17 protein-coding genes and 1 pseudogene are annotated in these 21,641 nt (G+C 61.7%); 16 read left to right on the top strand and 2 right to left on the bottom strand.

Going from position 1 to position 21,641, the window contains the following annotated elements:
• Nucleotides 1–875: IS256 family transposase (locus tag ACFOTD_RS28060; RefSeq protein WP_378123264.1), on the top strand; the 875-nt coding region annotated here is incomplete at its 5' end.
• 250 nt (nucleotides 876–1,125) lie between these two features.
• Here ACFOTD_RS28060 and ACFOTD_RS28065 read toward each other — a convergent pair.
• Entirely contained in the window at nucleotides 1,126–3,180 is a 2,055-nt protein-coding gene (locus tag ACFOTD_RS28065; protein ID WP_378123265.1) for a glycosyltransferase, read from the bottom strand.
• Nucleotides 3,181–3,275: 95 nt separating this feature from the next.
• Here ACFOTD_RS28065 and ACFOTD_RS28070 point away from each other — a divergent pair, with 95 nt between their 5' ends.
• From ACFOTD_RS28070 to ACFOTD_RS28080, 3 genes are read left to right on the top strand one after another with little or no spacing between them, the layout of a single operon-like run.
• The gene (locus ACFOTD_RS28070; RefSeq protein WP_378123266.1) at nucleotides 3,276–3,983 is read left to right on the top strand and encodes a class I SAM-dependent methyltransferase; all 708 of its coding nucleotides are present in this window, start codon (nucleotides 3,276–3,278) and stop codon (nucleotides 3,981–3,983) included.
• An 18-nt stretch (nucleotides 3,984–4,001) separates the two neighbouring features.
• Entirely contained in the window at nucleotides 4,002–4,685 is a 684-nt protein-coding gene (locus tag ACFOTD_RS28075) for a glycosyltransferase family protein (protein ID WP_378123339.1), read from the top strand.
• The gene (locus ACFOTD_RS28080; RefSeq protein WP_378123267.1) at nucleotides 4,682–6,517 is read left to right on the top strand and encodes a glycosyltransferase; all 1,836 of its coding nucleotides are present in this window, start codon (nucleotides 4,682–4,684) and stop codon (nucleotides 6,515–6,517) included. The genes ACFOTD_RS28075 and ACFOTD_RS28080 overlap by 4 nt, the downstream gene beginning before the upstream one ends.
• 10 nt (nucleotides 6,518–6,527) lie before the next feature.
• On the opposite strand, the gene ACFOTD_RS28085 is transcribed toward ACFOTD_RS28080, so the two are convergent.
• Complete coding sequence (locus tag ACFOTD_RS28085; protein WP_378123268.1) at nucleotides 6,528–7,229, bottom strand: class I SAM-dependent methyltransferase; 702 nt, start codon at nucleotides 7,227–7,229, stop codon at nucleotides 6,528–6,530.
• A 118-nt stretch (nucleotides 7,230–7,347) separates the two neighbouring features.
• Between ACFOTD_RS28085 and ACFOTD_RS28090 the strand changes: the two genes are divergently transcribed.
• The 12 genes and pseudogenes from ACFOTD_RS28090 to ACFOTD_RS28145 all read left to right on the top strand — a co-directional run bounded on the left by ACFOTD_RS28090 (nucleotide 7,348) and on the right by ACFOTD_RS28145 (nucleotide 21,624).
• On the top strand, nucleotides 7,348–9,015 hold the full coding sequence (locus ACFOTD_RS28090) for a spore germination protein (protein ID WP_378123269.1): 1,668 nt from the start codon (nucleotides 7,348–7,350) through the stop codon (nucleotides 9,013–9,015).
• On the top strand, nucleotides 9,012–10,115 hold the full coding sequence (locus ACFOTD_RS28095) for a GerAB/ArcD/ProY family transporter (protein WP_378123270.1): 1,104 nt from the start codon (nucleotides 9,012–9,014) through the stop codon (nucleotides 10,113–10,115). The genes ACFOTD_RS28090 and ACFOTD_RS28095 overlap by 4 nt, the downstream gene beginning before the upstream one ends.
• A complete protein-coding gene (locus ACFOTD_RS28100; RefSeq protein ID WP_378123271.1) occupies nucleotides 10,105–11,358 on the top strand; it encodes a Ger(x)C family spore germination protein in 1,254 nt (417 codons plus the stop codon). Before ACFOTD_RS28095 ends, ACFOTD_RS28100 begins: the two co-directional genes overlap by 11 nt.
• Before the next feature lie 25 nt (nucleotides 11,359–11,383).
• Nucleotides 11,384–11,584, top strand: a complete 201-nt coding sequence (locus tag ACFOTD_RS28105; RefSeq protein ID WP_378123272.1) for a CLC_0170 family protein — start codon at nucleotides 11,384–11,386, stop codon at nucleotides 11,582–11,584.
• Nucleotides 11,585–11,739: 155 nt separating this feature from the next.
• Nucleotides 11,740–12,204, top strand: a complete 465-nt coding sequence (locus ACFOTD_RS28110; RefSeq protein WP_378123273.1) for a DinB family protein — start codon at nucleotides 11,740–11,742, stop codon at nucleotides 12,202–12,204.
• Between the two features lie 311 nt (nucleotides 12,205–12,515).
• A pseudogene (locus ACFOTD_RS28115) lies at nucleotides 12,516–13,594 on the top strand (MFS transporter).
• A gap of 731 nt (nucleotides 13,595–14,325) precedes the next feature.
• Entirely contained in the window at nucleotides 14,326–15,408 is a 1,083-nt protein-coding gene (locus ACFOTD_RS28120; RefSeq protein WP_378123274.1) for a lactonase family protein, read from the top strand.
• 128 nt (nucleotides 15,409–15,536) lie between these two features.
• Nucleotides 15,537–17,924 carry an ATP-dependent helicase gene (locus ACFOTD_RS28125; protein WP_378123275.1) on the top strand — a complete coding sequence of 796 codons (2,388 nt, stop codon included), beginning with the start codon at nucleotides 15,537–15,539 and terminating at the stop codon, nucleotides 17,922–17,924.
• Between the two features lie 124 nt (nucleotides 17,925–18,048).
• Nucleotides 18,049–18,546, top strand: coding sequence for a hypothetical protein (locus tag ACFOTD_RS28130; RefSeq protein WP_378123276.1), 498 nt, complete (start codon nucleotides 18,049–18,051; stop codon nucleotides 18,544–18,546).
• A gap of 181 nt (nucleotides 18,547–18,727) precedes the next feature.
• Nucleotides 18,728–19,603 (top strand): ROK family protein, encoded by an 876-nt coding sequence (locus tag ACFOTD_RS28135; protein ID WP_378123277.1) that lies wholly within the window; start codon nucleotides 18,728–18,730, stop codon nucleotides 19,601–19,603.
• Between the two features lie 12 nt (nucleotides 19,604–19,615).
• Nucleotides 19,616–20,536, top strand: coding sequence for a hypothetical protein (locus ACFOTD_RS28140; RefSeq protein WP_378123278.1), 921 nt, complete (start codon nucleotides 19,616–19,618; stop codon nucleotides 20,534–20,536).
• Nucleotides 20,537–20,574: 38 nt separating this feature from the next.
• Nucleotides 20,575–21,624 carry a lactonase family protein gene (locus ACFOTD_RS28145; RefSeq protein WP_378123279.1) on the top strand — a complete coding sequence of 350 codons (1,050 nt, stop codon included), beginning with the start codon at nucleotides 20,575–20,577 and terminating at the stop codon, nucleotides 21,622–21,624.
• The last annotated feature ends 17 nt before the right edge of the window (nucleotides 21,625–21,641 follow it).

Consider the following 21,641-nt stretch of genomic DNA (forward strand, 5'->3'; position numbering starts at 1 on the left):
ACGTGGCTCGTTTTATTGAGGGTATGTTCGGCAGCCATTATTCGCCTACAACGATTAGCAACATTACGGCAACCGTGCTCGAAGACATCCAGGCCTGGCAGCAGCGTCCACTGCAAAAGCGTTATGCCGTCATCTACTTGGACGGTCTCTACGTCAAGCTGAAACGCAGCACCGTGAGCGGCGAAGTCATCTACTTTGCCATGGGCGTCGACGAGGATGGACGCCGTCAAATCCTCGGCTTTTACGTCGGCGGCCAGGAGAGCTCAAACGGTTGGCGCGAGGTACTCAAGGATCTGTATAGCCGCGGCGCCACAGAAGTCCTGCTCGGCGTATTTGACGGCTTGTCGGGACTCGAGGAGGCCTTCCGCGAGACCTATCCGAAGGCCGACGTGCAGCACTGCGTCGTGCACAAGGTTCGAGCTACGTTCCCCAAGATCCGTGTTCAGCACCGCGCGGATGTGATTGCCGATCTCAAGACCATATACACGGCTGCGGACCATGACTTGGCGCTCGCCGCCTTCGATACCGTCACCGCCAAATGGGGAAAGTTGTACCCCAAAGAAATGAAAGCGTGGAAGGAACAATTGCCGACGCTGCTGACCTTCTACAAATATCCGCCTTTAATCAAGGACGCCATCTACACCTCCAATCCAATCGAGCGGATGAACAAAGAAATCCGAAAACGTCTGAAACCGATGAACAGCCTGACCAACATGGACGCTGCCGAAAAGATTGTTTATCTCGAAGCCGTGGACTACAACGAACGCTTCGAGAACCGCGTCATCCGCGGCTTTGGCGATCCTGTTGTAAAGAAAAAACTCGCTGTGATGTTTGAGGAACGATACCCTGCTCATGCAATGGAAAAAGCGGAATAGAACTCCCGCGCCTTCGCTTGGGCTGCGTCCCCCAACTTCTCGACATCTACATGCGTATAACGATGAGATGCCTTACTTACACAAACTTCTTGACGCTACCGCAAATCCGGCTGACGGCGTAAAATAACTGCGCTTTTGCAGTTATCCTGCTTAAAAGGGCCGAAATCGGCGGAAAAAGATGTAGATTTGCAGGTATTACGGCGAAGGAGCGACGCAGGCGACGATACGCGGGACGTTTACAGACCCAAGGTCATCGCGAGCGTGAAGTGACACCGCCGCACCGGCACATCGGCGTGCCGCGTTTGCTGCAAGCGTTAGATTCGTTGCTGCAGACCGGGGCACCCACGGTTCGCTTACCCCGGAGCAGCACCGCCAACTCTAATATGGTCATGACGCCGGCGCCCAACCCGTCGAGGAGCTCGGTTCGCGCCTTGCATTCGCGATCGCTGCCGTTCCCCCCGCCGGGCCCGTTCCCGCCAAGCTCGCTTTTATTTCCTCCGCCGGCCCCGGCCCCGATAAGCTCGCTTTTATTTCCTCCGCTAGCCCCGGCCCCGACCAGCTCGCTCATATTTCCTTCGCTACTCCTGGTTCCTGCAAGCTCGCTCATATTTCCCTCGACATGACCTGTCTCGCTATCGTGCTCGAGCTCTTCGCTCCCCACGTCACCCACGCTACCTGCACCGTTCTTGCTTCCCGCGTCACCCACGCTCCCCGCATCACCCACGCTCCCCGCATCGCCCATGCTCCCCGCACCGCCCATGCTCCCCGCACCGCCCACGCTCCCCGCATCGCCCATGCTCCCCGCACCGCCCATGCTCCCCGCACCGCCCACGCTCCCCGCACCGCCCATGCTCCCCGCACCGCCCACACTCCCCGCACCGCCCACACTCCCCGCGTCGTCCGCGCTCCCCGCACCGCCCACGCTCCCCGCACCGCCCACGCTACCCGCATCGCCCTCGCGTCTCGCCGGCCGTACCGCGCGCACGACGTACTCGCTCATGTCGAAGTGCAGGGGCGCCGGCCGCCCGCGCAAGGAATTCGCCGCAAGAAGAATATGCCGGTCGGTCTCGCTCATATCATTGTAAATGCCCGTGATCCAGACGTCCTCGAAGCCGGCCTGCCCGAGCCATGTATACAGCTCCGGCAGCGTTGCCGCCTTGAGCCGCTCCCGCGGGACAGTCCCGTCCAACAGCGCGTACAGCAGGGACGGCTGCAGCAGGTTCGGCACGACCGCCAGCAGCACGCCGCCAGGCTTCAGCAGCGCCAGCGTCCGCCGCAGCGCCTCCGCTTGGTCGGGGAACGCGTCGAGCCGGCGGTTCAGGAACACGACGTCGAAGTAACCGTCCGGGAGCAGGGGATAGGCCTCCGTCGTCTCTCCCTGAAACATCGTCGCGAACAAGCCGGCCGCAGCGGCGGCGCCCGCCCGCTCCTCGACGCCGAACAGTCTGGCGCCGGGATAGCTGCCGCGTATGCGCATCAGCGTGCCGCCGGCGCCGGCGCCGAGCTCGAGCACGTTCAGCGGCTCATCCCGGGGCAGCCGGATTCGCTCGACGATATCGAACCGGATATACGTCGCGTCGCCGGGGACGAAGTCCCACTTGTCCTCGAACTTGGCGGCGTTCGTCCGCAGCAGCGCCGCAAAGCGTTCGCGGGCCTCCCCGAACGACACGCTGCCGTGGTGGTGGATGAAGGTGTCCTTGCACAGCAGCAGCCGATAGCCGGCCTGACGGATCCGCAAGGAAAGGTCGTCGTCCTCGTAGTTGCCCGGGGAGAAGCGCTCGTCGAGCGGGCCGACCCGGTCCAGCGCTTCCTTGCGGATCAGCATGTTGTACCCGATCAGTCTGAGGCGTTCTTCCCAGCGTGTCGGGTCGGACTGGTTGTAATCGGCGGCAAATGCCTGCATCCCGTCCATGTCGGCATAGTCGACCGGGATGGATTGATAGTAGGAGCAGTAATTCGTGACCGTGCCGACGGCCCCGACATCGTCCGCGCTGTACAGGCAAGCCAGCATGTTCGACAGCCAGCGGGACGTCACGACGGTGTCGTTGTTCAGCAGCAGAATGTCCGTTCCGCGCGCGATTGCTATGCCCAGATTGCAGGCGGCGGTGAAGCCCAGATTGTCGTCGTTCTGCACGAGCCGGACGTCTTCCTGTTCGCGGAGCCAATCCTGCGTGCCGTCGGTCGAGCGGTTGTCGACGACGATCAGCTCGTAGGCGCCGGGCTCGGTATGCCGGCGGATGCTGTTGATGCATTCCTGCGTGAACGCCAATTTGTTGAATGTCGCCATGACGATGCTGGTCAGCATGCGCCGTCTCTCCCATCGATCTTGACCTAGTTCACCATGTCTACGACGGCAGGAGCCGAAAGATACCTATTTTTGAAAAGGAATGAGGGACCGCGATGAGCCGAGCGACTGAAGACGGTACGCAAAAGATGTATGCGGAAAAGCCGGCAGGGTACTACGGGGGCGCGAACCCCCATCTGTTCAAGCATGTGCAAGACGATTGGCGCGAAGTGCTCGACGTCGGCTGCTCGGAGGGCGGACTCGGCGCGCTCATCAAGGACAAGGGCATTCGGGTGAGCGGCATCGAGGCGTACCCGGAAGCGGCGAACGTCGCGCGGGAGAAGCTCGATCACGTGCTGTCGGGGGACATCGCGTCGCTCGAGCTGCCCTATGACGCAGGTCAATTCGATTGCATCGTGTTCGGGGACGTCCTCGAACATCTCGTGGATCCTTGGGCCGTGCTGCGAAAGGTAAAGCCGTACTTGAACGCGCGGGGCGCGATTCTTGCAAGCCTGCCGAATTTAGCCCATATCAGCGTGATCGGGCCGCTTCTCGCAGGCAGCTTCTCCTATGAGGACCGCGGGTTGCTGGACAAGACGCATTTGCGTTTTTTTACGATCGGCGAAATCGTGCGGATGTTCGTGGAGTGCGGTTACGCGGTAACGATGGTCGAGCGGGTGGAGGTCCGGATGGATGTCTACGCGCCGCTCCTGGCCGATCTCATCGGGTTGTGCGCCAAGCATAGGATCGGCGGCTTTCTGGAGCGGGAGGCCACCGCCTATCAATACGTCGTCCTGGCCGTGCCGATCCCGGCTTCGGCCTGAGCGGAGGGGAGAGGCATGATCGAAACGCAAAGCTTCCTGTTCGTCGTCTGCGTGAACGACGAAGCGTTGTTCGGCCGATGCAGGCGGCATATCGACGAGCTAGAGATTCCGGACGGCTTCACGCTTCAGGTGCTGAGCGTGAAGCATGCGCGCAGCATGGCCGGCGGCTACAATCAGGCGCTCGGACATCCGGCCAGGTACAAGATTTATATGCACCAGGACACGATGATCCTCGACAAGCGACTGCTGTACCGGCTGCTGGATCTGTTCCGTGCCGACCTGAAGCTAGGCTTGCTCGGGGTAGCCGGATGCGCGGCGCTGCCGCTCCATGGGATCTGGTGGGATGCGGACCGTCTCTCGGGCCAGGTGCTGGAGCGCCGGGGAGGGGCCGACCGGCTCCTGCGCTTCGCGCATGGCTGCGATACGGATGAGGGCGTCGAAGACGCCGAAGCGATCGACGGGCTGTTCATGGCGACGCAATACGATTTGCGTTGGCGGGACGACCTGTTTCACGGCTTTCACTTTTACGACAGCTCCCAGTCGCTAGAGTTCATCCGGGCGGGCTACAAGGTCGGCGTGGCGAGACAGGCGAAGCCGATTTGCCTGCACGACTGCGGGGATGCGTTCGACATCGGCGCCTATGATGCCGACCGCGCCGTGTTTGTCCGCGAATACATGGCCGTCAAAGGAGGCGCGCGATGAAGCCCGTAAGCATCGTATTGTTGGCCCAGCATGCGTCTTTGACAAAGGAATGCCTGGAAGCGATCGCGACTCGCACGCGACTGCCTTACGAGTTGATCGTCGTCAACGACGGCGCGCAGCCGGAGATATCGGCGCTTGCGGCCGAAGCCGGAGAAAAGGGCGCGGCGCGCGAGCTGAAAACCGGCTACCGGGCGGGCGTGGCTGCTGGCTTCAACTTGGGGGCTGCGGAGGCGGACGGAGAATACATCGTATTCCTCCGCGATTCGGCGACCGTATCTCCCGATTGGCTGGAGCCGCTCGTCGATTGTCTGGCAGCCGATCCCAAGGCGGCATTGGCCGGCCCGCTCAGCCACGGCGTCAGCGGCGCCCAGCATGCGGCAGTCGATCCCGCCATCATGCTGACCCTGGACCGCTCAGGCAGGGCGGCGCTGGCAGGCCGCGGCGGCGGCTATCGCCGGACCTCGAGGCTGCTCAGCTTCTCGCTGGCCGCGCGCAAGTCCGTCTTCGACAAGCTCGGCGGCTTCGACGAGCGGTTCGCCCTGGAGTCTTACGAGGACGACGACCTCTGTTATCGCGCGCTCACGGCCGGCTGCTCTCTATATATCGCGCAGGACAGCTTCGTCCGTTATACGCCGCCGCCTCCGCTGTTCGAAGGCGATCCCGACCGGACCAGCCGCCAGCTCGCGCTGAACCGGCAGGCGGGCATCGACAAATGGGGATCGGACCTGACGGATCTGCTGTATGCCTGGCAGTCCGCGGTCACCGTCAGCTTGTGCATGATCGTGAAAAACGAGGAGGAGACGCTTGAGCGCTGCTTGTCCAGCGTTGCCGATCTGGTGGACGAGATCGTCATCGTCGATACGGGGTCTACCGACCGCACCAAGGAGATCGCCGGGCAGTTCACGGATCGCGTGCGCGATTTCGAGTGGGTCGACGACTTTTCCAAGGCGCGCAACTATGCGTTCGGCCAGGCGACGCAGGAATACATCCTGTGGCTGGATGCGGACGACGTCATGCTGCCTGCGGACCGCAATCAATTTAGAGCGCTCGTTGCGGCGCTGCCGATGGGGACGGATGCCGTGTCCATGCATTACGATCTGGGGCGCGACGCCTACGGGAACGTCATCAGCAGCCTGCGAAGAAACCGCCTCGTGCGGCGCAGCATGGGATTTCGCTGGATCGGCGTCGTGCATGAGTATCTGGAGGTATACGGCCAGATCTGGCGCAGCGAGGTCCGAATCACGCATGACAGGGTGCATGCGAACGCAGACCGCAATCTGCGGCTATACGAGCGCAAGGAAGCGGACGGGGAAGCATTCGGCCCGCGCGACACGTACTACTATGCCAACGAGCTGTTCGATCACGGGCATTGGGAGCGGGCTGCGGCGCGTTACGAGGCATTCCTGGCGCTGGGGAACACGTGGATCGAGGACAGAATCGGCGCCTGCGGACGCGCGGCGGAATGCTACTTCCATCTCGGCCGTCTCCAGCACGCCAGGGAGAAGGCGCTGCAGTCGTTCTCCTATGCGCTTCCCCGCGCGGAGAATTGCTGCAGACTGGGGTTGTTTTACCTGTCGGAAAATCAGTACAAAGAGGCCGCCTGGTGGTACCGGATGGCGGCCGGGCTCGAGATGCCGGCAGACACGAGCGCGCTGCTGCATCATGCCTGCTGGACTTGGCTGCCGCATTTGCAGCTGTGCGTCTGCTATGACCGGCTCGGCGAGTATGCGCTCGCCCGCGAGGAGAACGAGCGCGCCGCCGCTTTTTTGCCGGATGACGATCGGATTATAGCAAACCGGGCCTATCTGGAAGGCAGGTTGGCGTCGGTGTGAGCCACTAGGCTTATATCCCGACCGGCTCGCCGAGCAGCGCCGGCACGAGATGATCGAGTGCCGGCTCCTTCGCGTGCAAGATGCCCAGGCCGTGCTGCCTCATCGTATGGCGGAACGTCAGCTCGAATTTCGTCCGCGCCAGAAAGTCCTCGACCGCCGTCAATACCCCGTTTCTCGGCCCGAATTCCTCGACCGCGTTGTGAACGATATCGTTGAGCCCGCCGCGCTCCAGCAGCCCCGGATTGCCCGGCTCCACGCCCTGGAGTGCGCTCGGCTGCCTGTACTCCTCGGGAATCGTCTGCGGAAAGTAATACATATCTCTCCTGCCGTATGGCCAACCCACGTCATGCAGAAGCACGAGCGGGAACTTGCCCGTTCGCTCCGCGGTCCGTTCGATCGCCAGCAGTTCGTGATAGACGGTGTACCAGTTGTGGTCGCCGTCCAGCAGAATCGCGTCATAGTCTTCCAGGTAGGCCAGCGCGTCGAGGCTGTAGTCCCGGATGTGGCGCAGGCGGTCGCCGTAGTTCGTCTTGAGGAACATCCAGGCGGGAAAATCGGTCGGCTCGACGACGTACAGGACGGCGTCCTCCTTTTTGCAATACTCCAGCATGCGGTGCGTGTGAAAGCCGTGGCCCGCGCCGACCTCGACGATCCGCTTGGGCTTGCGGAACCGGAACAAAATCTCGATGACGGGCTCCCAAAACGTATACATGCGCATTCCTCCCGAGTGATCTCTCGTCTACTTTGGACGGACTGGTTTAAACGTACCGCGCTTAGCCGACACTGCATAACACTCTGCATCCACGTCAGCCTTCAGGGAGAGACTTGCATTGCCTTTGTTCGGAAATCGTACGCATCTGCTGTCCGGCAAGCCCAAGCGAGGCAGCCGTGCGCCGACGGGCTCTTCCGGGCCGGATGCGGGGCGCAAAGACGGATCGCTGGTCCGCAAGCCGCTGAACGGGCGGCTCGACGAACTGCTCGACGAGGTCGCCCGCGTCCTCGGCACGGATACGACGCTGTCGATTCGCCGATTCCGCATCTTCGGGTCGTTTCCGGCAGCCATGCTCTTTTTTCCCAATATGCTCGATCAGACGGCGATAAACGAAACGATCCTGAAGCCTGCGATGAGCGCGCCTCCCGGATTGGACACGTCCGAATGGACTGCCCCGCAGCTGCTGGAACGGCTGGCGAACGAAGCGCTGTGGCATACCGACTGCAGCGATACGCAGGACTTCGACGAGCTGATCCAAGTCCTTCTTCGCGGGGATACGATCATGGCCGCCGACGGCTCGACCAGCGTACTCGTCATCGGCACCCGGCAGATCGACAAACGCGGCATCGACCAGCCCGGTACGGAGCAGGTCATCCGGGGACCCCGCGAGGGCTTCGTAGAGCCGCTGGGCCCGAATCTCGCGCTCATCCGCTACCGCTTGCAATCTGCCGAGCTTCGGATGCGGCAGCTGACGATCGGGCGCAAGACGCATTCCAAAGTCGTGATCTGTTATATGGACGGGTTGACGGACCCGGCGCTGCTGGCGGAGGTCGAACGGCGCATCGGCGCGATCGACATCGACGGGATCCTCGATTCGGGTTACCTGGAGCAGTTCATCGAGGACAACCAGTGGTCGCCGTTTCCCCAGGTCCAATATACCGAGCGGCCGGACAAAGTCGTGGCGAACCTGCTTGAAGGCAGAGTCGCGATTCTGGTCGACGGCTCGCCGCTGGCGCTGATCGTGCCGACCGTGTTCAACCAGTTCTACCAGGCCGTCGAGGACTACACCGAACGGTTCTTGCAGATGAGCGCGATCCGGATGGCGAGACTGGTGGCGCTCGTGTTTTCGCTCGTCTTTCCTTCAATCTATGTCTCCGTCATCTCGTTTAATCCCGAGTTGATCCCGACCGAGTTCGCCGTCGCGGTCGCCGGCGGCCGGGCGGGCGTTCCGTGGCCGGCGGTCGTCGAGGTGCTGATCATCGAGATCTCGATGGAGGTGCTGCGGGAAGCGACGATCCGGCTGCCGCAGCAGGTCGGCGGCGCGCTGTCCATCGTCGGCGTGCTCGTCATCGGCCAGGCAGCCGTGGCGGCAGGGTTCGCCAGCCCGATCACGGTCGTCATCATTGCCCTGACGACGATCGGCTCCTTTGCGACCCCGGCATACAACGCGGCACTGGCGCTTCGCTTGCTGCGTTTTCCGTTGATCATCATCGCCGGCATATTCGGACTGTACGGCGTCATGATCGGATTGATCCTGATCGCGAACCATCTGCTGTCGCTCAAGTCGTTCGGCGTGCCCTATCTGAGCCCGCTTGTGCCGGTCAACTTCGAAGGGATGAAGGACGTGCTCATCCGCGGACCTCTCTGGTGGATGAAGCGACGGCCCGAGTTTCTCAAGCCTAAGGATTCCGTCCGTGTCGGACCGGAGATGACCGAGCCGCCCGAGACGAACGGCGGGGAAGGCGACGCCTCTACCCCATCAACCGCAAAGGAAGGACAGCCATGACGAAGACAACGCGGGATGTTACCGCCACGCAGGCTTCGGCGGTTCTGGTCAGCACCATCATCGGCGTCGGCGTGCTTCCCCTGCCGCTGTTCGCGGTTCGGGCGGCCGATACCGGCGGTCCGCTGGTGACGCTGCTGGCGTGCGTCCTCGCCTTGATCGGACTGCTGTTCATCACTGTGCTGGGCATGCGTTTTCCCGATCAGACGATCATTCAGTACAGCGAGCGGCTGATCGGCAAGTGGCCGGCTCGCGCGATCGGCGCGTGCGTCATCCTGTTTTTTGCGCTGCTCACTTCGCTCACGGCAAGAGAGTTCGGCGAAGTCGTCGTCACGTCGGTCTTGAAGCAGACGCCGGTCGAGGTGACGGTCATCGTCATGCTGATGCTCGCGGCTATCTCCACCCGCAATACGCTGTCTACCTTCGTATACATCCATTTTTTCTATGTCCCGCTGCTGCTCGTGCCCGTGCTGATGATTATTGCGCTGTCGCTCAAAAATGCGGAGCCGCTCAATCTTCAACCGGTCTGGGGCAACCAGCCGGGCGGCATGGTCGAGGGGATCGTGGAGATCGCCGCGCTCTTTCAGGGCTCCTTTGTCATGACCCTTATCATTCCCGCTATGCGCAAGCCCAAGAAGGCGCTTGCGGTCAGCTTTTACTCCATTCTGATTGCAGGCGGCTTGTATGTCGTCATCGTCATCGCCGTCATCGGCGTCTTCGGCGTGGAAGAAATCCGAGTGCTCCTTTGGCCGACGCTGGAGCTGGCCAAGGCGACTTCCTTGCCCGCCAATGTGCTGGAGCGGCTGGACGGCGCTTTTCTGGCGGTATGGGTCACGGCTGTCTTTACGACGCTGCTCTCCAGCTACTTTTTGACGACGCATTCCCTCGCGCAACTGCTTCGTCTTCAGGAGCCCCGCATATTTTCGTTTTTCCTGCTCCCCTTTGTGTTCGTGATTGCGATGGTGCCGACCAATATCGTCAAAATGTACGAGGCTGTCTTGTATGTGGGGCGGATCGGGCTCGGCCTGACGATCGCCTACCCGGGCCTGCTGCTGCTGATCGCCATTTTGCGCAAGAAAAGAGGGAGCACGCTTGAGCGTTGACGGGCTGTATCCTTGGAAACGGGTCGCCCGCCTGGCTGCCCGGCTTGTCCCGCTGTTGGCTGTAACGGGGCTTTTGTGCGGATGCTGGGACAGGACCGAGATCGAAGACCGGGCCATCGTGCTGGGCATCTCGATCGACAAAGTGCCGCCGGAAGACGAGAGCGAGGAGGAAGCGGTCACTCACTACGTGAGGGGGCTTGGTCCTCCGGGGTCGGACTTGATCCGCGTCGGCGTGCAAATCGCGCTGCCGGGGCGTATTCCGCTTGGGCCCGGGGAGAGCGGGGGGGGCGGCGGAGGCAACGATCCGCAAAAGACCGTGTGGGTGCTCGACGCCGTCGGTCATTCCGTCAACGATGCGCTCATGAATTTGCAGCAGGAGCTGTCCGCCAGGCTCTTTTTCGGTCATCTGCGCGTCATTGTCGTGTCGGAGGAGATGGCCCGGTTCGGCCTGGACAACGTCGACGACTACTTTCACCGCAACTCGGAGGTGCGGCGGATGGCCTGGATGATGGTATCCAAGGGAGAGGCGCTGTCGCTCATGAAGGCTTCGCCGAAGCTGGAACGGGTCCCTTCGCTGTACCTGATGACGACGCTCGACGAAGGTATCCGCATGGGGAAATTTCCGCAGGACTACATCGGCCTCTTCTGGAGCCGCAAGGCCAAGCTGGGGCAGGAAGGCTTCCTTCCCTACGTCCAGTTAAAAAAGAACCAGTCGCTGCAAACGCGGGGATTGGCGCTGTTTCAGGACAGCAAGATGGTCGGTGCGACGCTGCCGCTCGATATCGCCGTGTATATGGCCCTCAAGGGCAACAATCCGGGCGGGTATAGCGCCTTCGTAAAGATCAGGAACACGGAGGTGATGACGCACGTCACGCACCGCGAAGCGAAAACGACATTCGAGATTCGGGACGGTAAGCCTTATTTTAAATTTAACGTCTCCTTCGAGCTCAATCTGGAGGAAAAACTCAATGACGAACTGGATATCCAGGACCCGACTGTAATCCACGAGATCGAGGAAAGCCAGAAAAAGGGTGCCGCGAAGCTGATCGAGTCGTTCATCGGAAAAACGCAGTCGCTCGGCTCGGATGTGCTGGGACTGGGGGAGTATGTCCGAGCCAAGGCGCCGGGCTACTGGAGCCGGAACGTGGGGACCAAGGAGCGTTGGCAGCGCATGTACAAGGACATTGGATACGAGATCCACATCGACATGAAAATCCGCCGCATCGGCATGAAAGCAGAGTAATCTTTTCGAGGGGAGGACGAGCGGCATGCCGATTTTTGTCCAGGGCGTCAATTATTATGCGTTTTCGATTCCGATCTGGTTCCTGGGCGGCGCGCTCGTGCTCTTGGTGGATGCGCGCCGGTGCAGGGAGGCCGGGCACCGGAAGGACGAGAAGTTCGCCCGGTTCGCCGGCTGGCTGAATATCGCGCTCGGCGCCTGCTTTCTGGTGCGGGAATGGGTGGTATGAAGCCGTGGACCGAAAAGTGGAGATAGAGGTGGCGGCTAGCGATAGCGGTTGGCATCGCCATCGCCGATAATCGCCATCGATAACATTCATCTTGCGTCATCGCCCGATTCGCTACAATCAAGTTCATATTCCGGAACGAAGAGGAGCGAACTTGAATGACAAAATCGATGACGGTGCGCGAGGCGGAAGCAAGGCTACGTGGGTGGATCCGGGAGCTGCCGCCGCTGCTGGCGGACAGGTCCGAGGAACGATTGAAGGCGCGCCCGGGGCCGGGCAAATGGTCCGAGCTGGAGATCCTGGGACACTTGTGCGACTCGGCGCTGCACAACCTGATGCGATTCGTCCGGATCCGGATCGAGCCGCAGCCATTGCCGCTGACGCCATACGCGCAGGACGATTGGGTGAGCGGACAGCGTTATCAGGCGGCTTCCTACGACCATGTGCTAAGCCTGTGGCTCGCGCTCAATTCGCGGATTGCCGACGTGTGGGCGGGGCTGCCGCAGGGCGGAAGCGAATGGACCTTTGCGCGTCCGGACGGAACGACGGTCACGCTGGAGCAATGGGCGGAAGATTACGTGCTGCATCTGGAGCATCATTTGCGGGCGATGAATATGGAGTGAGCTAAGTCGGGGAAATTGTATCTGAAAAAACGCCTCATGGATGAACCGCGAATCAACCGCGAATCAACCATGGATCAACCACGAATCAATCATAGATTAACCGATTGTTTAAAAATTAATCATTTGTTCAAAAATGGAACATAATCCCTATCTACAACGCTGCGCCCATCCGTTATGATAGAAGCTTACTATCGCAGAATCGTGGTGCAGCCAGCTTGAACAGACTTCGCGGATTTTTGGCCTCCTATCACCCTATCGTATTTTCGCTGCTTATCGGTCATATGATCGCCCGCGTCGCCACCTCGATGAGCATGCCGTTTCTTGCCTTGTATCTGGCCGCGCATACGGATATGGGGCCGGGCGGGATCGGCTTTATCGTGGGCGCCGGCGCGCTGGCCGCCACGTTCGGAGGCTTCCTCGGCGGCGCACTGTCCGATCGTTACAGCCGCCGTCTGGTCATGTTCACCTCCCTGTTCGCATGGAGCGGCGTGTTCGTCGGCTTCGCATTGACCGACTCCCCGGTCGTCCTGCTGCGCTTATGGCCGATCTCACCCCGAAGGACCGCCGGATGAAAGTCTTCTCCATGCGCTACCTGATGGCCAACGTCGGCGTCGCAATCGGACCGGTGCTAGGCGTCTGGCTCGGTCTGGGGAACGGCGGGATCGCTTTTATCATTACGGGAGCGATTTATTTCGTCTATGCAGTCACGCTCTATATCATGATGATCGGCTTCGACATCAAGGACATCGAGGGCGGCAAGCAGGCGGGAAAAGCGACGATCGCGGACGCCGGACGCGTCATCATGCGGGACGCTGCGCTGCAGCTGTTTTTGCTGGGCGGGATCGTCGTCGGCATCGGATACAGCCAGCTGTTCGGCAACATGGCGCCGCACCTGGACCGGGTGTTCGGTCACGGAGACCGCATATTCGGCTACCTGCTGACGATCAACGCTGTCACCGTCATCGTACTCCAGCTCCCCCTCGGCTGGCTGGCGAACAAGCGTCCGCCGCTGTTCGCGCTGCATGCGGGCAACCTGCTTTTTGCGCTCGGGCTCGCCGGCATCGGCTATGCGGAGACGTTTGCCCTGCAGGTTGTCGCGATGATCCTGTTCACCGTAGGCGAGATCCTGAACTACCCGGCCGCCACGATGCTGCTGGACAAGCTGGCTCCCGAGCATCTGCGAGGCGCCTACTACGGCGCTCAGACGTTCACCAATCTCGGCCAATTCATCGGCCCCTGGGCCGGCGGCTGGCTCCTCGGCGAATACGGGGGGCGGACGATGTTCGCGGCTATGGCGGCGGTCGTCCTGCTGGCCTCGATTGTTTACTGGGCGGGCAGCCGGCCGGAGCGCCGTGCCGCCGCGGCGGCAGGCAAGAGAAGCGCGGTTTAGCGGGAAGAGGGGGAGCCGGGGCCGGAGGCGGTCTCGGCTTTTTCGCGTTAGTGCCCCTAGGCGCTTATCGGCCTCTTTTTGGGCGACTCGAAGGAAGCAGCACAATGTTACACGATTTTTCCGTGTAACTCTGCTTCCCGGCGGCGGTTTTCGAGGGAGTTACACGGATTTTCCGTGTAACATTGCTCCCTGGCGGCAGTTCCGAGGGAGTAGCACGGTTTTTCCGTATAACTCTGCTCCCCGGCGGCAGTTCCGAGGGAGTAGCACGGTTTTTCCGTGTAACTCTGCTTCCCGGCGGCGGTTTTCGAGGGAGTTACACGGATTTTCCGTGTAACATTGCTCCCTGGCGGCAGTTCCGAGGGAGTAGCACGGTTTTTCCGTATAACTCTGCTCCCCGGCGGCAGTTTCCCAGGGAGTAGCACGAATTTTCCGTGTAGCTTTGCTCCCAGGCGGCGGTTTCCGAGGCAATTTTTCCGTGTTACTCTGCTTCCCGACCCCTGAATGCGCGGAAAACGAGGCCGCAGCTAAGTTGTCCGGTTATAAGGGAGGAACGCAGGGCTGTGCATATGGTAGTTAGTTGATTACTGTAACCGAGTAATGCGCTTTTGAAGCGGTATATAGTAGCACAATGCAGAATGAATTGAGAGCCGCTCCGCGTGCTTTCCCCGGTGAATCGTGATAAAATGCAGGCCAAGCGCGACTAGATTAGCGAAACTTGGAGGTGTCTTGCCTTGACGGCGACACGAACATTTGCCTTTATCGGTTCCTACGCGGATGCGGACGGGCCCGGCCTGTATGCTTGCGCTTACGATGAGCGCACCGGCGTGCTGACGCTGCTCGACCAGGCGGAGGGACTGCAGAATCCGACTTTCCTCGCCGTAAACGAAGAAAGTCACACGATATATTCGCTCACCGAAGTCAAAGACGCCGAAGGCACGCGCCGGGGCGCAGCCGCATCGTTTCGTTTCGACTCCGCCGAGAGTCGGCTCCAACGCTTGGACGAAGCGCAGACGATTCCCGCGACCGCTTGCCACATTGCGCTTGACCGGACCAACCGTCTTATCCTGACAGCGAGCTATCATGGCGGCTTGTTCGGCGTCTCGGCCGCTCGGGACGACGGTCATATCGGTCCGACGCTTGAGCTTCACCGGCACGAGGGAACGAGCGCGCTGCCCGTCCAGAGTCAGGCGCGGGTTCACTCGGTCATCGTCGACCGCGACAACCTTTATGCCGCCGTGTCCGATCTGGGACTCGACAAGGTGTTCCTTTACAAGGTGGATCTGCCCGGCAGCAGTCTGACCCGCCATAGCGAGACCGGCGTCGCTCCGGGCTCGGGACCGCGCCACTTCGTGTTCCATCCGCAGCTTCCTTTCGGGTATGGCATTAACGAGTTGAACAGCACGCTCACGGTGTACGCTTACGATGCGGAAGCTGGTAAGCTCGAGGTCGTGCAGACACTTTCCACGCTGCCCGATTCGTACGAGGGCGACAACGCCTGCGCCGACATTCATCTGTCTCCGGACGGCAAGTTCCTGTACGGCTCCAACCGCGGCCACGACAGCCTGATCGTCTGTCGCATCGATCCGGAGAACGGCCTGCTCGAGCCGGTCGAATACGCGCCGACGCTCGGCGGACATCCGCGCAACTTCGCGGTCTCTCCAGACGGTCGGTTCGTGCTCGTCGCCAATCGGGACGGCAACAACATCGTGACCTTCAGCCGCGACGCCGGCACCGGCAAGCTGATACCTACAGGCAGCGAGCTGCGTGTGTCCAAGCCGGTGTGCGTAAGATTCGCGGAATTTGCCGGCGAATAACCGGATGCCGCTGCGCACGATTAAGCCAAGGATTGTTGAGGATTAGCAGGATGGTTCCAGATACCGGCATTCCTTATTTCACGATCAGACGTTCTGGTTCCCACGCCCTTCATGTTATAATCGAAACTATGAATACGACGACGAATCACGAACGATTTTTTGAACGCAAGCGGCGGGAAGCCGGCGTCCAATTGAACGAAGTCCAGAAGCAGGCGGTCCTTCATACCGAGGGGCCGCTTCTTCTGCTGGCGTCGCCCGGGTCGGGCAAGACGACGACGCTGATGATGCGGACGGGGTACCTGATCGCGGAAAAGGGAGTCAACCCGGCGCGGATCAAGGCGGTGACGTTCAGCCGGGCGTCGGCGCGGGATATGTCGGAGCGGTTTGCGGCGCTGTTCCCCGAGCTCGCCGGCGCTAAGGTCGGTTTTTCGACGATCCACAGCTTCGCCTTCGAGGTGGTGCGCGCGTATTACCGTGCGCGGGGCGAAGCCTACCAGCTCATCGAGGGCGAGATCGAGCAGGAGGCAGAGGACGAGCTGCGCGCGGCGGACTTGCCGGTGCTGCACAAGAAGCCGATCCTGCGCCAGCTCTACCGGACGATGACGGGCGGCGGGAATCTGACCGAGGATCAGATGGAGGATCTGACGACTTATATCAGCTATATTAAAAATAAAATGCTGCCCGAGGAACGGTGGAGCGAGGCGAAATGCGAGCTGAAGGATGCGGACAAGCTGCTGCGCGCCTATGAGCGCTACAAGCGCGAGGGGACCGATAGGCTGCTGCTTGATTTTGACGACATGCTGACGGTCTGCCACCTCGCGCTGTCCGAGGACCCGCAGCTGCTGCGCCGTTATCAGCACAGGTACGACTACCTCATGACCGACGAGAGCCAGGACACCTCGCTCGTCCAGTTCGGCATCGTCGGCCTGCTGGCGGCTTCGCACGGCAACCTGTGCGTCGTCGCCGACGACGATCAGAGCATCTACGGCTGGCGCGGGGCGGAGCCCGGGTATCTGCTCGACTTCAAGTCGCATTATCCGGCGGCCGAGGTGCTCAAGATGGAGCGCAACTACCGGTCCGCGCCCGAGATCGTGGAGACGGCGGCGCGCTTTATCCGGCGCAACAAGAACCGTTACGATAAGGCGATGTATACGAAAAATCCGTCCGGCGGCCGCGTCTCCCTGCGCATGCTGGCCGATTATAAGGCGCAGGCAAAATACGTGACGACGGCGCTGACGGGTTCGGCCGCGGGCACGCCTTTCGGTACGACCGCCGTGCTGTACCGCAACCATACGTCGGCCCTCGTGCTCGTCAATGCGCTCGACCGGGCGGGCATACCGTTTAACCTGAAGGACGGGGATAAGCGCTTCTTTTCCCACTGGGTGGTAGAGGACGTGCTGAACTTCATGCGGATGGCATATACGGACCGCAGGCCCGAGCTGCTCGAGAAGATCTATCCGAAGCTCGCGGGCTACATCACGCGGGAGCAGATGAACGCGCTGCTGCGTATCGGAGGGGGAACGGCGTCCGTCTTCGACACGCTGATCGAGCGGGTGCCGCTCAAGGAGTACCAGGTGAAGCAGCTCAAAGAGAACAAAGATACGTTCGGCCGGATGCAGGCGATGAACGCGCGGCAGGCGATCCGCACGATCCGCTACAACCTCGGCTATGAACGGGCCATCGAGCGGCTGTGCGAACGGTTCGGTTTCCGGCAGGAAATGCTGCTCGGCGTGCTCAACACGCTAGAGGACATCGCGGACGGCCTGGATTCGATGACCGACTTCGCAGAACGGCTGAAGTATTTGGAGACGCTGCTGCGCAGCGCCCGTTCCCGCAGCCGGGATCCGGAGGCGGTGACGTTGTCGACGTTTCATAGCGCAAAGGGGCTCGAGTTCGACCGGGTGTACATGATCGATCTCGCGGAGGGCGTCATTCCTTCGAACGACGACATCAAAAAGTACGACAAGGGCGACGCGGCCGACATGGAGGAAGCCGTGCGTCTGTTCTACGTCGGCATGACACGGGCGAAGCGGCACCTGGAGCTCGTCGTCTATCAGAAGAAGGACGGCGCGGCGGTCAAGGAGTCGCGCTTTATGACGGCGGTCCGCAGCTTTGGCGCGGCGGCGGGCGAAGCCGGAGGCACGCGGTCTTCAGCCGGCCCATCGGGATTGGTCAGCGGGGGACGGGCCGGGCATGCAGGAGGCACAGGGCATGCAGGAAGCACAGGGCATGCGGGAAGCGCAGGCGCACCGCGCGCACCGTCGCGGCCGGGCGCCGGCGTCGCGGGGCGGCTCGCGCAGACATCGGCGCCTGCGACGGCTGTTTGGCAGGGCGAGCTGCCCGCGTACTTGAAAGCCGGGGCGCGGGTCTCGCACCGGACATTCGGCTCTGGCGTCATTCTGTCTGCGGACGCGGAGGCGATCCGGGTGTCGTTTGCCGAGGGGGACAAAAAGCTGCTCACGCAGGTGTGCATGGAGATGGGGCTGTTGAAGCCTGAAAAGCAGCGGGTCACATGACGCGGCGCGATGAAGAGCGTGACTGGAGTCACGCTTTTCGGTGACCATTTGGACGACAGGTGTGACTGATGGCGGCGGGGGATTGGGCTATGATAGGGGGAGCAGACGAGAAGGAGGACTTTGCGTGTCCCGCTATTCCACCAAACCCCTCTCCGAGAGACTGGGGCTCAGGCCCTACCAAAGGCTCTATTTCGAAGGCGCGCCGCTGATCTACTTGGACTCGCTCGGTCCGTCGCCCGCGGGCATACGGTTTCTGGATACGCCGGCCGGGCCGATCGATTTTATTCATTTGTTCGTCAAGACGCAGGCCAAGCTGGAAGAGCGGATCCCCCTGCTGGCCGGGCAGCTGTCGTCCAGAGGCATGCTCTGGGTGTCCTGGCCGAAGGGGCGGACGCTGTTAAATACCGACGTCGGCGAAGAAGACGTAACGAGGATCGGCGCGGCATGCGGCTTGTCCGACGTCAAGGCATGCGAGATCGACGAGACGTGGACGGGCCGCAAGCTCGTGTTCCGGAAAAAAGGGCGTCCGCGGTCGACCGGATTTGCGGGCGTCCCTTACGCTTTGGCGATCGGGAGGCCTGATCGGAGGGAGAATCCGATCGCGTTAGCGGGATTCCGATGATTCATTGCGCCTAAGCTGCAAGACAAGAGAGCCCTCGCAGAGCCCTTACATAGGGCTCCTTTTCGCGTTGTTCGGCGGAACTGGCGAGGAATGAGGGCGAACAAGCCGCGCTTCGTTGAACTCGACGTTCGGTTCAGAGTAAAATGGACATATAGCAGATACATAGGAGGAACGTTTTTTCATGCGTATTGGAGCAATCGAAGCGGGCGGTACCAAGTTCGTCTGCGGCATCGGCAATGAGAGCGGTACGATCGAAGAGCGGGTGAGCTTCCCGACGGAGCATCCGGAGAAGACGCTCGCGCAAGTGTTCGAATATTTTAAAGGCAAGGGAGTGGAGTCGATCGGCATCGGCTCCTTCGGTCCGATCAATATTGACGAGGCAAGTCCGGCTTACGGCTACGTGACGACGACGCCGAAGCCAGGCTGGTCGGGTTATCCGTTCCTCCCGGCCATGAAGCAGCAGTTCGACGTGCCGATGGGCTGGGATACGGACGTCAACGCGGCCGCGCTCGGCGAGGCGACCTGGGGCGCCGCGGCGGGACTCGACAGCTGCGTCTATTATACGATCGGCACGGGCGTCGGCGTCGGCGTTTATGCCGAAGGCAAGCTAGTGCACGGTCTCGTGCATCCGGAAGGCGGCCACGTGCTCGTGCGGCGCCACCCGGACGACAAATACGAGGGCTTCTGCCCTTATCACGGAGATTGCCTCGAGGGGCTCGCAGCGGGCCCTGCGCTTAAAGGCCGGTGGAAGGTGCCGGGCAACGAGCTGCCGCAGGATCACCCTGCCTGGGCGATGGAGGCTTACTATATCGGCCAAGCCGTAGCTAACGCGGTGCTCATGCTGTCGCCCAAGCGCGTCATTCTCGGCGGCGGCGTCATGCATCAGCCGCAGCTGTTCCCGCTCGTGCGCGCCGAGGTGCTGAAGGCGCTGAACGGCTACGTGCACTCCGACGCGCTGGCAGCGGGCATTGACGGTTATATCGTGCCGCCGGGTCTCGGCGATAACGCCGGTCTGTCCGGCGCGCTGGCGCTGGGCCTGCGGGCGCTGGGCCGCTAAAGGGCCGGGCGGATGGACACGTCGCCCAAGCCAAACGAAGGGCAGCGGCCGGGCGCAGCGCCTGCCGGCAGCCGGCCGGTTCCGCTGCCGGAGGCCGAGCGCACGGAAGGGCAGCGGGGCAGGCGCATCCTGCGGATCGGCGTCATTCTGCTGGCTTTTGCAGCCGCGCTTGCTTTGTTGGCTTTCCTCGTGCTGCGCACGGGCGACGGCCGATCGGGATTGCAGGCGAAGCCGATCCCGAATCCCCCTTCGCATTACGATTACGGCACCGCCGCGGCCGCGAACGGCATGACGCTCCATTACCTGCAGACAGAGCCCTCCAACGTGGCTCTTACCGTGATCCGCGACAATGTCGCGATCGCGCCCTTTTACGGCATTAACGGGGGCTTCTTCTACGACAGTTCGCTGCTCAGCATGGCGGTCGTCGACGGCGTGCCTGTCGCGGGAGACGGAAGCGCGACGGGCGGCTTCGGATCGGGTGCGGAAAATGTGAAGTACGCCCGGGGTACGCTTGTGTGGGATCGCGTGTCGGAGCGGCTCAGCGTTCAGGTCGCGAGCAAGCCGGGGGAGCTAAGCGTATCGGATCCATCACGCTATTGGGCGCAGGGAGGGATCTCGATGAGCCTCGGCCAAGACGCGTCATGGCACGATCAGGCGATTGCCGAGCATGCGCCGTTCATGGACGAGCCTCGCCTGCGCTCAGGTGCCGTTTACGACGAAGAAGGCAATCTTTTTCTCGTTGTCAGCGAGAATCGTGGGACGTTAGCCGACTTTCGCGGCGCGATTCTCGAGCTGCTTGGGCGGCAGGGACGTCCTGCGCTGGCGGACGGCATCTTTCTCGATGGAGACGGCTCGTCGCAGCTTCGCAGCCGCGAGGCTTCTCTCACGGGAGACCTAAGACCCGTCGTTCAGATGCTCTCGCTGCTCAAGTAAATTGCCCCAAATTCGCAACGATAACTTAGGAGGTTCATATGTCGGAGTCCTATGCACCGCTGTTCGTCGGTTCGTATCAGTCTGCGGAGCAAGAAGGCATTCATATTTTGCGGCTCGACGCGGATTCCGGCGCGCTGACCAAGATCGGCGGCGCCGCGGGCATCGATAATCCTTCGTTTCTCGCCTGCCATTCCGAGTCGGGCATGCTTTACGCGGTCAGCGAGACCGACCCGGCCGGCGGAGTCGTTGCCTATGCGTACGATGCGGCTTCGCATACGCTGACCGAGATCAATCGGCAGCCTTCGCAGGGCGGCGCTCCTTGTCATCTTGCGATCGATCCGTCGGGAGCCTGGCTTGCGCTTGTCAATTATACGGGCGGCAATATCAGTCTATACCCGATCGGAGAGCGCGGGGCGCTGGGCGAGCCGGTGCAGTCGATCGCCCACCAAGGGGGCAGCGTCAACGCAGAGCGCCAGGAAGGCCCGCATCCGCATTCGATCTACGCGGTGCCCGGCACGTCTTATTACCTGTCCTGCGATCTCGGGACGGACAAGATCTACACGTACCGCTTGGACGCTGCATCCGGCCGCCTCGAGGCCGTGCGCGAGACGGACGTGACGCCGGGCTCGGGGCCGCGACATCTTGCGCTGCATCCGACCCGTCCGTTTGTCTACCTGATTGACGAATTGATGAGCAGGATCATCGTGTTCAGGCTGAACGCCGACGAAGGCTCGCTCGAGCCGCTGCAAACCGTATCCGCGCTTCCGCAGGGATACGGCGGGGAGAGCTACTGCGCGGAGGTAGCTGTGTCGGCCGACGGCAATTACGTATACGGCTCCAACCGCGGCCACGACAGCATCGTCTCCTTCCGCGTCGGGGAAGACGGCTGCTTGTCGCTGGTCGGCCATACGCCAAGCGGAGGGCACTTCCCGCGCCACTTCCTGGCGCTTCCGGACGGCCGCTGGCTGCTCGCGGCCAACCAGAACGGCGACAACATCGTCGTCATGCGCATCGACGACGACGGCTTTCCGCAGCATGCGGGCAGCGAGTACCATATGATCAAACCGGTGTGCGTGCGCCGCGGCTGATCGGGTGCAGTAAATAT

This window comes from Cohnella sp. GCM10012308 (genome assembly GCF_042649185.1).
GTDB lineage: Bacteria > Bacillota > Bacilli > Paenibacillales > Paenibacillaceae > Cohnella.

Excerpts from the sequence above, each read along its gene's own strand:
- ACFOTD_RS28065 (WP_378123265.1), bottom strand. The coding sequence starts at position 3,180 with ATGCTGACCAGCATCGTCATGGCGACATTCAACAAATTGGCGTTCACG.
- ACFOTD_RS28070 (WP_378123266.1), top strand. The coding sequence starts at position 3,276 with ATGAGCCGAGCGACTGAAGACGGTACGCAAAAGATGTATGCGGAAAAG.
- ACFOTD_RS28080 (WP_378123267.1), top strand. The coding sequence starts at position 4,682 with ATGAAGCCCGTAAGCATCGTATTGTTGGCCCAGCATGCGTCTTTGACA.
- ACFOTD_RS28085 (WP_378123268.1), bottom strand. The coding sequence starts at position 7,229 with ATGTATACGTTTTGGGAGCCCGTCATCGAGATTTTGTTCCGGTTCCGC.
- ACFOTD_RS28095 (WP_378123270.1), top strand. The coding sequence starts at position 9,012 with ATGACGAAGACAACGCGGGATGTTACCGCCACGCAGGCTTCGGCGGTT.
- ACFOTD_RS28105 (WP_378123272.1), top strand. The coding sequence starts at position 11,384 with ATGCCGATTTTTGTCCAGGGCGTCAATTATTATGCGTTTTCGATTCCG.
- ACFOTD_RS28110 (WP_378123273.1), top strand. The coding sequence starts at position 11,740 with ATGACAAAATCGATGACGGTGCGCGAGGCGGAAGCAAGGCTACGTGGG.
- ACFOTD_RS28125 (WP_378123275.1), top strand. The coding sequence starts at position 15,537 with ATGAATACGACGACGAATCACGAACGATTTTTTGAACGCAAGCGGCGG.
- ACFOTD_RS28135 (WP_378123277.1), top strand. The coding sequence starts at position 18,728 with ATGCGTATTGGAGCAATCGAAGCGGGCGGTACCAAGTTCGTCTGCGGC.
- ACFOTD_RS28140 (WP_378123278.1), top strand. The coding sequence starts at position 19,616 with ATGGACACGTCGCCCAAGCCAAACGAAGGGCAGCGGCCGGGCGCAGCG.
- ACFOTD_RS28145 (WP_378123279.1), top strand. The coding sequence starts at position 20,575 with ATGTCGGAGTCCTATGCACCGCTGTTCGTCGGTTCGTATCAGTCTGCG.